General features: G+C 61.7%; 9 protein-coding genes. 6 read left to right on the top strand and 3 right to left on the bottom strand.

Annotation, left to right across the window (positions count from 1 at the left end; translation table 11 throughout):
• Positions 1–44: 44 nt before the first annotated feature.
• The 3 genes from ACP7CZ_RS17770 to ACP7CZ_RS17760 are packed head-to-tail and all read right to left on the bottom strand — an operon-like array spanning position 45 to position 3,106.
• Entirely contained in the window at positions 45–1,031 is a 987-nt protein-coding gene (locus ACP7CZ_RS17770) for an alpha-L-glutamate ligase-like protein (protein WP_003193326.1), read from the bottom strand.
• Entirely contained in the window at positions 1,031–2,563 is a 1,533-nt protein-coding gene (locus ACP7CZ_RS17765) for an inactive transglutaminase family protein (protein ID WP_003193324.1), read from the bottom strand. The genes ACP7CZ_RS17770 and ACP7CZ_RS17765 overlap by 1 nt, the downstream gene beginning before the upstream one ends.
• A gap of 18 nt (positions 2,564–2,581) precedes the next feature.
• Positions 2,582–3,106: an ATP-dependent zinc protease family protein gene (locus ACP7CZ_RS17760; protein ID WP_014719501.1), complete on the bottom strand. Its 525-nt coding sequence runs from the start codon at positions 3,104–3,106 to the stop codon at positions 2,582–2,584.
• A 270-nt stretch (positions 3,107–3,376) separates the two neighbouring features.
• Here ACP7CZ_RS17760 and ACP7CZ_RS17755 point away from each other — a divergent pair, with 270 nt between their 5' ends.
• The 6 genes from ACP7CZ_RS17755 to prpD all read left to right on the top strand — a co-directional run bounded on the left by ACP7CZ_RS17755 (position 3,377) and on the right by prpD (position 11,773).
• Positions 3,377–4,090 (top strand): GntR family transcriptional regulator, encoded by a 714-nt coding sequence (locus tag ACP7CZ_RS17755; protein ID WP_014719500.1) that lies wholly within the window; start codon positions 3,377–3,379, stop codon positions 4,088–4,090.
• A complete protein-coding gene (prpB, locus tag ACP7CZ_RS17750; protein WP_003193320.1) occupies positions 4,087–4,980 on the top strand; it encodes a methylisocitrate lyase in 894 nt (297 codons plus the stop codon). The genes ACP7CZ_RS17755 and prpB overlap by 4 nt, the downstream gene beginning before the upstream one ends.
• A gap of 42 nt (positions 4,981–5,022) precedes the next feature.
• Positions 5,023–6,150 carry a bifunctional 2-methylcitrate synthase/citrate synthase gene (gene prpC, locus ACP7CZ_RS17745; RefSeq protein ID WP_014719499.1) on the top strand — a complete coding sequence of 376 codons (1,128 nt, stop codon included), beginning with the start codon at positions 5,023–5,025 and terminating at the stop codon, positions 6,148–6,150.
• Between the two features lie 183 nt (positions 6,151–6,333).
• Positions 6,334–8,928, top strand: a complete 2,595-nt coding sequence (gene acnD, locus ACP7CZ_RS17740; protein WP_072447394.1) for a Fe/S-dependent 2-methylisocitrate dehydratase AcnD — start codon at positions 6,334–6,336, stop codon at positions 8,926–8,928.
• 11 nt (positions 8,929–8,939) lie between these two features.
• Complete coding sequence (prpF, locus tag ACP7CZ_RS17735; protein WP_054897197.1) at positions 8,940–10,130, top strand: 2-methylaconitate cis-trans isomerase PrpF; 1,191 nt, start codon at positions 8,940–8,942, stop codon at positions 10,128–10,130.
• Between the two features lie 158 nt (positions 10,131–10,288).
• Positions 10,289–11,773 (top strand): 2-methylcitrate dehydratase, encoded by a 1,485-nt coding sequence (gene prpD / locus ACP7CZ_RS17730; protein WP_072447398.1) that lies wholly within the window; start codon positions 10,289–10,291, stop codon positions 11,771–11,773.
• Positions 11,774–11,904: the final 131 nt, after the last annotated feature.

Below are 11,904 nucleotides of genomic sequence, written 5' to 3'. Positions count from 1 at the left end.
CCAGCTCCCACCTATCGAGCCCGGGCTTGCCTGCGATGCGCTGCTTAGCCTTCAACCGGCGGAATATGCCCGAACATCTCCTGCACGAACTTCACCCGTTCCTCGGGGGTTTCTGTCACCCCGGCTGCCTTGAGCTCTTCAAGCCGTGCCTCCACCGCATGGGTGCGCAAAGTCAGGCCGCAATCGTTGGCAATCTGGATGTTCAGCCCAGGCCGAGCGTTCAGCTCAAGGATCAATGGGCCTTTTTCCTGGTCCAGCACCATGTCCACGCCGATATAACCCAGCCCGCACAGCTCATAGCAGCCGGCGGCGAGCTTCATGAAACCGTCCCAGTTGGGCAGTTGCACGCCATCCACCGCGTTGGTGGTGTCGGGGTGCTTGGTGATGATGTTGTTCAGCCAGGTGCCGCGCAGGGTCAGGCCGGTGGCCAGGTCTACACCCACGCCGATCGCGCCCTGGTGCAGGTTGGCCTTGCCGCCGGACTGGCGGGTGGGCAAGCGCAGCATCGCCATCACCGGGTAGCCCATCAGCACGATGATGCGGATGTCCGGCACGCCTTCATAGCTGATGCTTTTGAAGATCTGGTCGGGCACCACGCGGTACTCGATCAACGCGCGGTCGCGGTGGCCGCCGAGGGAATACAGGCCGGTGAGGATGCTGGAAATCTGGTGCTCGATCTCCTCATGGCTGATGATTTTGCCGGACACCGTGCGATAGCGCCCTTCAAACCGGTCGGCCACCACCAGGATGCCGTCACCGCCGGCGCCCTGGGCGGGCTTGATCACGAAGTCGCTGCGCCCGCCGATGATCTCGTCGAGCTTGTCGATTTCCTTCTCGGTGGAGATCACCCCGTACATTTCCGGTACATGGATGCCGGCCGCCAGGGCCCGTTCCTTGGTGATGATCTTGTCATCCACGATGGGGTACAGGCTGCGCTTGTTGTACTTGAGCACGTAGTCGGCATTACGCCGGTTAATGCCCATGATTCCCCGCGCTTCCAGGGCCTTCCAGGTCTTCCAGAAGCCGAACATCAAGAATCAGCCTTCAGGAACGCCTTGAAACGCACCAGCTCGGTGAGGCGATAGCCGCGGTAGCGACCCATGGCCAGCATGAAGCCCACCAGGATCAACAGGATCGCCGGGAAGGTGAACACGAAGTAGACCAACTCCGGCACGCTCATGATCAGGTGCGCCAGGGACGCAGCGAACAGCGTGCCAATCGCCACTTTCAGCGCATGGTTGGCGCCGCGTTCTTCCCAGGTAATCGAGAGGCGTTCGATGGTCATGGTCAGGATCACCATCGGGAACAGCGCCACCGACAAGCCGCGCTCCAGCCCCAATTTGTGGCTGAACAGGCTGATGGCGGCAATCAGCACCACCACGAAGGTCAGCACCACCGACAGCCTCGGCAGCATCTGCAGTTTAAGGTGTTCAAGGTACGACCGGAGCGACAGGCCCAGTGCCGTGATGATCGTGAACAGCACAATCCCGAAGCCCAACTGGGTCTCGCGGAATGCCAGGGCGATCAGTACGGGGGTGAAGGTGCCCAGGGTCTGCAGGCCGATCAGGTTGCGCAGGATCAAGATTACCAGCACGCCTATCGGGATCATCACCATGATCATGAAGGTCTGCTGGGTTTGCAGCGGCAGGCCGTACAGCGAGTATTCGAGGAAGTTGGCGTCGGTGTTTTCGTCCGTCAGCTTGGCCAGGCGGATGGCGTTCATCTCGCTGTTGTTCAGGCTGAAGGTCACCATGGCTTTCTTGCCGCCATCGACGGTGATCAGGTTTTCATCGCCGGTCCACCACAGCAGGCGGTCGGCGGGCAGGCCCTGTTCACCAGTCTCCGGGTTGAAGTACAGCCAGTCGTTGCCGTTGAAACTGCGCAGCCATAGTTCCGGGGTTTGCGGCTGGTCGGCCACCAGGCGGATGGTGTGGACTTTCTCTACCGGCACGTGGGCGATGGACAGCAGCAGTTCGACGATCTTGGCTTTGTGCGGTGTCGAGGGGTCGCCGGCCAGCAGCAACTTCACATTGTCGTCGTTGAGGTTGTTGGTGCGCTTGATGGCTTCACTGATAAAGGTCTCGACGTCGGCCGAGTGCTGGCGGATCGGGGCCAGCAAGGCTTCGGCGGCGATCTTCTCGGGGCCTTCAACGGCGATGCTGTCGCGGAAGGTCGGGCCTTTGATCTTGACCTTTTCGCCGCTGTAGCGCTTGGTCAGCACCAGGCGGTAATAGAGGGTCTGGTTGCCCTTGGCCCGACGCGCCGACCAGGTGACCTTGCGGTTGCCGTCGATGCGGTTGACGCTCACCCCGTAGTTGTTCGAGATAAAGCTCTCATTGAGGCTGACGAAGTCGCGGCTCAAGGGCGGCACGAACATCTGGATCTTGACCGGGTCTTTCGGGTTGGCGACGAACTCGACCTTGGCGTCGATGTTCCACAAGTCGTCGGTGGCATCTTCGGTGACGGGAATTCCCAGCACGAAGATCTGATAAGCGGTGACCGAAATGCCCAGCACCACCAGCAAGGTGATCAGGATTTTCAGGTGCAGGGTCAGAGAGCGCATTCGGTTTACTCGGCGGTATTAAGCGTCGGCGGCGCAGGCGGGTTTGCCTGCTGCATATTTAAGACTGGGGTCGACCAGCGCATCAAAGCGTTTCAAGGCTTCGGAGCCAATCAGCAGCGGGTATTGGAATGCGCTGCGGTCAGTCAAGTTCACTTCGATGCTGCGTAAAGCACTGCCCATGCAGATATCCAGCGCAATCACTGGGCGGGCGGTGTAGTTCTTGTCCTCATCGGGGTCGTAGTCGCCGGCGCGGCGCTTGATCTTGCTGACACGCGCCAGGGGCAGTTCGATGGGGTGGGAATGGGCGGTGTCGATGGCCAGGTAGAAGCGTACCCAGGATTCGCCATTGCGCTTGAAGCGCTTGATATCGCGGGCACTCAACGAGGCGGTCTTGGCGCCGGTGTCGAGTTTGGCCGCCACTTCCAGGTCGATACCCGCAAGCTTGGCGTATTCATTCAGGCCGTACACGGTCTTCTCGGCGCCAGCGCCAAGGCTCGGTATGCACAGCAGGCACATCACTAGTAGGTAAGGCTTGAGTCTCATAAATCCTGAGGCAGGGCAGTGCACTGTTCATTTCATGGGGACTGGCATTGCTGCGCAATCTCGGGTGCGCCCTTTCATCATTTGATGTCAGGCAAAAGCGGCGGGCATTCTAACATGATGCTTTTTTGGCGCCAGCGCTGGCAGGCGGCCATGCCTTGGCAAGCGAATGAGGGGGTTATTAGACGATTGTCGACAATGTGTATTTATTCTTTGACTGTGAGAGGCTTATTGGCTAGTTTTTGCGGCATTGATTTTAAAGGTGTCGACAATATGCTGGAGCAACTGGAAAAACCATCGGTGGCACCAGACGATTCCCAGACCATGTCAGAGAACGTCTTCCGGCGTATCCAGGCCGCCATCGTCAAAGGCGAAATCGCCCCCGGCAGCAAGATTTCCGAGCCGGAGCTGGCGCGCACCTACGGCATCAGTCGCGGCCCGCTGCGCGAAGCGATCCATCGCCTGGAAGGCCAGCGCCTGCTGGTGCGGGTGCCTCATGTCGGCGCACGCGTGGTGTCTTTGAGTCACGCCGAGCTGGTCGAACTGTATGAGATTCGCGAGTCCCTGGAGGGCATGGCCTGTCGCTTGGCCGCCGAGCGCATGACTGACGCAGAGATCGAGGAACTGCGCCAGGTGTTGCACACCCACGAACGGGATGCGGCGTTCCAGGCCGGTGTCGGCTATTACCAGCAGGAAGGCGACTTCGATTTTCACTACCGCATCATTCAAGGTGCCGGTAACCGCACCCTCACCCAAATGCTCTGCGGCGAGCTGTATCAACTGGTGCGCATGTACCGCATCCAGTTCTCCGCCACCCCCAATCGTCCACGCCAGGCCTTTGCCGAGCATCACCGCATTCTGGACGCGATTGCCGATCGCGACGGTGAACTGGCCGAACTGTTGATGCGCCGGCATATCGGCGCCTCCAAACGCAACATTGCCCGTCACTTCCCGGACGGTGCGCCTTCATCACGAGGTGAGTCATGAGTTCCAACAACAACAGCACTCCCGGCCAGCGTTTCCGTGACGCCGTCGCCAGTGAACAGCCCTTGCAAGTGGTGGGCGCCATCAACGCCAACCATGCGCTGTTGGCCAAGCGCGCCGGCTTCAAGGCGATTTATCTGTCAGGTGGCGGTGTAGCCGCCGGCTCCCTCGGCGTGCCGGACCTGGGTATCACCGGCCTGGATGACGTGCTCACCGACGTGCGCCGCATTACCGACGTGTGCGACCTGCCGCTGCTGGTGGACGTGGACACCGGTTTCGGCTCCTCGGCGTTCAACGTGGCGCGTACCGTCAAGTCGATGATCAAGTTCGGTGCCGCCGCCATCCATATCGAAGACCAGGTGGGCGCCAAGCGCTGCGGTCATCGCCCCAACAAAGAAATCGTGTCCCAGCAGGAAATGGTCGACCGCATCAAGGCCGCCGTGGATGCGCGCACCGATGACAGCTTCGTGATCATGGCGCGCACCGACGCCCTGGCGGTCGAGGGCCTGGAGTCCGCGCTGGAGCGCGCCGCCGCATGCATCGAGGCCGGTGCCGACATGGTGTTCCCGGAAGCCATCACTGAACTGGAAATGTACAAGCTGTTCGCCTCCCGCGTGAAGGCGCCGATCCTGGCGAACATCACCGAGTTCGGCGCCACACCGCTGTACACCACCGAACAGTTGAAATCTGCGGATGTTTCCATTGTGCTGTACCCGCTCTCGGCTTTCCGTGCCATGAACAAGGCGGCCGAGAATGTCTACACCGCGATTCGTCGCGACGGTACGCAGCAGAATGTGATCGACACCATGCAAACGCGCATGGAGCTTTACGATCGCATCGACTACCACACCTTCGAGCAGAAGCTCGACGCGCTGTTCGCCGCGAAAAAATAAACCCTGTGGTTCCCTGAACAACTACAAAATTGGAGAACGAACATGGCTGAAGCTAAAGTATTGAGTGGTGCAGGCCTGCGTGGCCAGGTTGCCGGGCAGACGGCACTGTCCACCGTGGGCCAGGCCGGCGCCGGCCTGACCTACCGTGGCTACGACGTACGCGAACTGGCCGCCGACGCCCAGTTTGAAGAAGTCGCCTACCTGCTGCTGTACGGTGAATTGCCAACCCAGGCCGAACTGGCCGCCTACAGCAACAAGCTGAGCAAACTGCGTGACCTGCCCCAGGCCCTGAAAGAAGTGCTCGAACGCATCCCCGCCGACGCCCATCCGATGGACGTGATGCGCACCGGGTGCTCGTTCCTGGGCAATATCGAGCCGGAGAAAGATTTCAGCGTGCAGCGCGATGTCACCGACCGCCTGCTCGCCGCGTTCCCGGCGATCATGTGCTACTGGTATCGCTTCAGCCACGACGGCCAGCGCATCGACTGCGTGACCGACGAGCCGAGCATCGGTGGCCACTTCCTGCACCTGCTGCATGGCAAGAAACCGAGCGAGCTGCACGTCAAAGTGATGAACGTGTCACTGATCCTCTACGCCGAACACGAATTCAACGCTTCGACCTTCACCGCACGGGTGTGTGCATCGACATTGTCCGACCTGTATTCCTGCGTCACCGCTGCCATCGGCTCCCTGCGCGGCCCGCTGCACGGCGGTGCCAACGAAGCGGCGATGGAAATGATCGAACGTTTCTCCTCGGCCCAGGAAGCGGTTGAAGGCACCCTTGGCATGTTGGCGCGCAAAGACAAGATCATGGGCTTTGGCCACGCGATCTATAAAGACAGCGATCCGCGCAATGAAGTGATCAAGGGCTGGTCGAAAAAACTCGCTGACGAAGTGGGCGACACCGTGTTGTTCCCGGTCTCCGAAGCCATCGACAAGACCATGTGGGAACAGAAGAAGCTGTTTCCTAACGCCGATTTCTACCATGCCTCGGCGTACCACTTCATGGGCATCCCGACCAAGCTGTTCACGCCGATCTTCGTATGCTCGCGCCTGACTGGCTGGGCTGCGCATGTGTTCGAGCAGCGCGCCAACAACCGCATCATCCGTCCAAGCGCCGAGTACACCGGCGTTGAGCAGCGCAAGTTCGTGCCAATCGAACGACGCTGAATGGGATGGGCTGTGCCCGCTGGCTCATGTGCTTGTGTGTGGGAGCTGGCTTGCCTGCGATGGCATCACCTCGGTGTACCTGTCACACCACAGTGATGCCATCGCAGGCAAGCCAGCTCCCACAGGAAACAAAGCCAGTGTCGACAGTTCACCTTTCGAACTTACCGTGACCGAGTCCTGACGATGAACACTGAATTTCGCAAACCGCTCCCCGGCAGCCGCCTGGATTTCTTCGACGCCCGTGCGGCTGTCGAGGCAATCACCCCCGGCGCCTACGCCACGTTGCCCTACACCTCGCGTGTGCTCGCCGAGAACCTGGTGCGCCGTTGCGACCCGGCCACCCTCGACGCGTCCCTGAGTCAACTGATCGAGCGCAAGCGCGACCTCGACTTCCCGTGGTTCCCCGCCCGCGTGGTGTGCCATGACATCCTCGGCCAGACCGCTCTGGTCGACCTTGCCGGCCTGCGCGATGCCATCGCCCAGCAAGGCGGCGACCCGGCGCAGGTCAACCCGGTGGTGCCTACCCAACTGATCGTCGACCATTCCCTGGCCGTCGAGGCCGGTGGTTTTGACCCGCAAGCCTTCGAAAAAAACCGCGCCATTGAAGACCGTCGCAACGAAGACCGTTTCCACTTTATCGAGTGGACCAAAAAGGCCTTCAAGAACGTCGATGTGATCCCGCCGGGCAACGGCATCATGCATCAGATCAATCTGGAGAAAATGTCCCCGGTGATTCAAGTGCGTGACGGTGTGGCCTTCCCGGATACGTGCGTGGGCACCGACAGCCATACGCCCCACGTGGATGCCCTGGGGGTGATCGCCATCGGCGTTGGCGGCCTGGAAGCCGAAAGCGTGATGCTCGGCCGTGCGTCGTGGATGCGCCTGCCGGAAAGCGTGGGCGTGGAATTGACCGGCAAGCTGCAACCGGGCATCACCGCCACCGATATGGTGCTGGCGCTCACCGAATTCCTGCGCCAGCAGAAGGTGGTCGGCGCCTGGCTGGAGTTCTTCGGCGAAGGGGCGTCGGCACTCACTTTGGGTGACCGTGCCACCATCTCCAACATGGCCCCGGAGTACGGCGCCACCGCCGCGATGTTCTACATCGACGCGCAAACCATCGCTTACCTCAAACTCACCGGCCGCGAAGACGAACAAGTCGCCTTGGTCGAGCAATACGCACGTCACACTGGCCTGTGGGCGGACGACCTGAAAGGCGCGCAGTACGAGCGCAGTCTGAGCTTCGACCTCTCCAGCGTCGTGCGCAACATGGCCGGCCCGAGCAACCCCCATGCCCGCCTGGCCACCCGCGACCTGGCGTCAAAAGGCATCGCTGGCCAATGGGATGACGTGCCGGGGCAAATGCCCGACGGCGCGGTGATCATCGCTGCCATCACCAGTTGCACCAACACCAGCAACCCGCGCAACGTGATTGCCGCCGGCCTGTTGGCACGCAACGCCAACAAGCTGGGGCTGACCCGCAAGCCGTGGGTCAAGTCGTCTTTGGCGCCGGGCTCGAAAACCGTGGCCATGTACCTGGAAGAAGCCGGCCTGGGCCATGAGCTGGAAAAACTCGGTTTTGGCGTGGTGGCCTTTGCCTGCACCACCTGCAACGGCATGTCGGGCGCGCTCGACCCGGTGATCCAGCAAGAGATCATCGACCGCGACCTGTACGCCACCGCGGTGTTGTCGGGTAACCGCAACTTTGACGGGCGCATTCACCCTTACGCCAAGCAAGCCTTCCTGGCGTCGCCGCCGCTGGTGGTGGCCTATGCGATTGCCGGTACCATCCGTTTCGACATCGAGAAGGACGTGCTCGGCCTGGATGCCGACGGCAAGGAAATCCGCCTGCAAGACATCTGGCCGAGCGATGAAGAGATCGATGCGGTGGTCAAGGCTTCGGTGAAACCCGAGCAATTCCGTGCGGTGTATATCCCGATGTTCGCCATTCACGAAGACACCGGGCCCAAGGTCACGCCGCTGTACGACTGGCGCCCACAAAGCACCTATATCCGCCGCCCGCCATATTGGGAAGGCGCGCTGGCCGGTGCACGGCCGCTCAAAGGCATGCGCCCGCTGGCGGTGCTGCCGGACAACATCACCACCGACCACCTGTCGCCGTCCAACGCGATCATGCTGGACAGCGCCGCCGGTGAATACCTGGCGAAAATGGGCTTGCCCGAGGTCGACTTCAACTCCTACGCGACACACAGGGGTGACCATTTGACGGCGCAGCGCGCCACCTTCGCCAACCCGAAACTGTTCAACGAAATGGTGCAGGAAAACGGCAAGGTCAAGCAGGGCTCTCTTGCGCGTATCGAGCCGGAAGGCAAGGTCACGCGGATGTGGGAAGCGATTGAAACCTACATGGAACGCAAACAGCCGTTGATCATCATCGCGGGCGCCGACTATGGCCAGGGCTCGTCCCGTGACTGGGCGGCCAAGGGCGTACGCCTGGCCGGTGTGGAAGCCATTGCCGCCGAAGGCTTCGAGCGTATCCACCGCACCAACCTGGTGGGCATGGGCGTGTTGCCCCTGCAGTTCCTGCCGGGCACCGACCGCCACACCCTGCAAATCGACGGCAGTGAAACCTATGACGTGGTCGGCGAGCGCACCCCGCGTGCGCAACTGACCCTGGTGATCAACCGCAAGAATGGCGAACGTGTCGAGGTGCCAGTGACCTGCCGCCTGGACACCGCCGAAGAAGTGTCGATCTACGAGGCCGGTGGCGTGTTGCAACGTTTCGCCCAGGACTTCCTGGAATCAAAGGCGACCGCCTGAAGAGGATAACCATGGCACACGTAGCGCAAATCAAGATCCCCGCCACCTACATGCGTGGCGGCACCAGCAAGGGCGTGTTCTTCAGCCTCCAGGACCTGCCCGCAGCGGCGCAGGTGCCGGGCCCTGCACGCGACGCCTTGTTGCTGCGGGTGATCGGCAGCCCCGACCCCTATGACAAGCAGATCGACGGCATGGGTGGGGCCACCTCGAGCACCAGCAAGACCGTGATCCTGGCCAAAAGCAGCCGCGCCGATCACGACGTGGATTACCTGTTTGGCCAGGTCTCCATCGACAAGCCATTTGTCGATTGGAGCGGCAACTGCGGCAACCTGTCGGCGGCGGTGGGTTCGTTCGCCATCAGTGCCGGCCTGGTCGATGCGGCCCGCGTACCCCATAACGGCGTGGCCGTGGTGCGGGTGTGGCAGGCCAATATCGGCAAGACCATCATCGCCCACGTGCCAATCACTGACGGCGCGGTGCAGGAAACCGGCGACTTTGAACTGGACGGCGTGACCTTCCCGGCCGCCGAAGTGCAGTTGGAATTCATGGACCCGGCGGCGGAAGAAGAGGGCGGTGGTGGTTCGATGTTCCCCACCGGCAACCTCGTCGACGACCTGGAGGTGCCCGGCGTCGGTACCTTCAAGGCCACGTTGATCAACGCCGGTATTCCGACGATTTTCATCAATGCCCAAGACCTGGGCTACACCGGTACCGAGCTGCAAGGCGCGATCAACAGCGACCCCAAGGCCCTGGCGATGTTCGAGACCGTGCGGGCGTATGGCGCGTTGCGCATGGGCCTGATCCAACACCTGGACGAAGCCGCCCAGCGCCAGCACACGCCCAAGGTGGCGTTCGTCGCCAAGCCAGCCGATTACGTGGCCTCCAGCGGCAAGGCGATCAAGGCCGGCGATGTGGACCTGCTGGTGCGCGCCTTGTCGATGGGCAAACTGCACCACGCGATGATGGGCACTGCGGCGGTGGCGATTGGCACCGCCGCGGCGATTTCCGGCACCTTGGTCAACCTGGCGGCGGGTGGCGTAGAGCGCAATGCCGTGCGCTTCGGGCACCCGTCCGGCACCTTGCGTGTGGGGGCCGAGGCCAGCCAGGTGGACGGTGAATGGGTGGTGAAAAAAGCCATTATGAGCCGCAGTGCGCGGGTGTTGATGGAAGGCTACGTGCGCATCCCCGGCGACGCCTTTTAGCTTGATCGTTCCCACGCTCCGCGTGGGAACGCCGCCTGGGACGCTCTGCGTCCTGCTGTGACGCAGAGCGTCACGGAATGCATTCCCACGCGGAGCGTGGGAACGATCAACATCAACCTTGACCTTGAGGAACAACCCCACCTTTTAGGAGAACTGCCATGAGCGCCAACGTCGACCAGAACAACCGCCCCGACTACGACCCGGTTTTGCAGGGCATCGCCGACTACGTCCTCAACTACCGCATTGACTCCCAGGACGCCCTGGATACCGCCCGCAACTGCCTGATGGACACCCTCGGCTGTGGCCTGCTGGCCCTGCGCTTCCCCGAGTGCACCAAGCACCTGGGGCCGATGGTCGAGGGTACCGTGGTGCCGTTCGGTGCACGGGTGCCGGGCACTTCGTTTCGCCTGGACCCGGTCAAGGCCGCCTGGGATATCGGTTGCATCGTGCGCTGGCTCGACTACAACGACACCTGGCTTGCCGCCGAATGGGGCCACCCTTCAGACAATCTTGGCGGCATCCTCGCCGTGGCCGATCACCTGTCGCAAAAGCGCCTGGCCAATGGCGACGCGCCGCTGACCGTGCGTGCAGTGCTGGAAGCGATGATCATGGCTCACGAAATCCAAGGCGTGATTGCCTTGGAAAACTCCTTCAACCGGGTAGGCCTCGACCATGTGTTGCTGGTGAAAGTCGCTACCACGGCGGTCACCGCCAAGCTGATGGGCGCCAACCGCGAGCAGTTGCTATCGGCGTTGTCCCACGCTTTTGTCGATGGTCAGGCGCTACGCACCTATCGTCATGCACCGAATGCCGGCTCGCGCAAATCCTGGGCGGCGGGCGATGCGTCGAGCCGCGGCGTGCGCCTGGCAGACATCGCCCTGCGTGGCGAAATGGGCATCCCCGGCGTGTTGAGTGCGCCGCAGTGGGGCTTCTATGACGTGCTGTTCAGCCACACCAACAAGGACCTGGCGCTCAAGCCCGAGGACAAGCGAGCTTTCAGCCTGCCCCAAGCCTACGGCACCTATGTGATGGAAAACGTGCTGTTCAAGATCAGCTTTCCGGCCGAGTTTCACGCGCAAACCGCCTGTGAAGCGGCAGTCGCCCTGCACCCGCAGGTCAAGCATCGCCTGCATGAAATCGACCGCATCGTGATCACTACCCACGAGTCGGCGATTCGCATTATTTCCAAGGTCGGCCCATTGGCCAACGCCGCTGATCGCGACCACTGCCTGCAATACATGACCGCCGTGCCGTTGGCGTTCGGCAATCTGGTGGCCGAGCAGTATGAAGATGATTTCCACGCCGCCCACCCGATCCTCGATGAGCTGCGCGACAAGATGGTCGTCATCGAAGACCCGCGCTACAGCCGCGAATACCTGGAGGCCGACAAGCGCTCGATTGCCAACGCGGTGCAGGTGTTTTTCACGGATGGCACCTGCACCGAGCAGGTGGTGGTGGAGTACCCGATTGGCCATCGCCGCCGTCGGGTGGACGGCATTCCACTGCTGGAAGACAAGTTCAAGGCCAACCTGGCCACGCGGTTCACCGCGCAACGCAGCGCCGAAATCTTTGCGTTGTGCAAGGATCAGGCACGGCTTGAGGCTACTCCAGTCAACCGTTTCATGGACCTGCTCACTATCTGAAAAACAGCACAGTCACTGTAGGAGCGAGCTTGCTCGCGAAAAACGTCAACGATGCCGCGTGCTTCCTGAGTAAGCGCGGCGCCTATGGGTTTTTCGCGAGCAAGCTCGCTCCTACAGAGGCAATGACGCAG

The organism is Pseudomonas sp. DWP2-2 (genome assembly GCF_049897065.1).
Taxonomy (GTDB): Bacteria; Pseudomonadota; Gammaproteobacteria; order Pseudomonadales; family Pseudomonadaceae; genus Aquipseudomonas; species Aquipseudomonas paracarnis.
This window is presented reverse-complemented; position numbering and strand designations above follow the sequence as displayed.

What these genes read in the sequence shown, in the direction of transcription:
- ACP7CZ_RS17770 (WP_003193326.1), bottom strand. Translation starts at nt 1,031, where the DNA reads ATGTTCGGCTTCTGGAAGACCTGGAAGGCCCTGGAAGCGCGGGGAATC.
- ACP7CZ_RS17765 (WP_003193324.1), bottom strand. Translation starts at nt 2,563, where the DNA reads ATGCGCTCTCTGACCCTGCACCTGAAAATCCTGATCACCTTGCTGGTG.
- ACP7CZ_RS17760 (WP_014719501.1), bottom strand. Translation starts at nt 3,106, where the DNA reads ATGAGACTCAAGCCTTACCTACTAGTGATGTGCCTGCTGTGCATACCG.
- ACP7CZ_RS17755 (WP_014719500.1), top strand. Translation starts at nt 3,377, where the DNA reads ATGCTGGAGCAACTGGAAAAACCATCGGTGGCACCAGACGATTCCCAG.
- prpB (WP_003193320.1), top strand. Translation starts at nt 4,087, where the DNA reads ATGAGTTCCAACAACAACAGCACTCCCGGCCAGCGTTTCCGTGACGCC.
- prpC (WP_014719499.1), top strand. Translation starts at nt 5,023, where the DNA reads ATGGCTGAAGCTAAAGTATTGAGTGGTGCAGGCCTGCGTGGCCAGGTT.
- acnD (WP_072447394.1), top strand. Translation starts at nt 6,334, where the DNA reads ATGAACACTGAATTTCGCAAACCGCTCCCCGGCAGCCGCCTGGATTTC.
- prpF (WP_054897197.1), top strand. Translation starts at nt 8,940, where the DNA reads ATGGCACACGTAGCGCAAATCAAGATCCCCGCCACCTACATGCGTGGC.
- prpD (WP_072447398.1), top strand. Translation starts at nt 10,289, where the DNA reads ATGAGCGCCAACGTCGACCAGAACAACCGCCCCGACTACGACCCGGTT.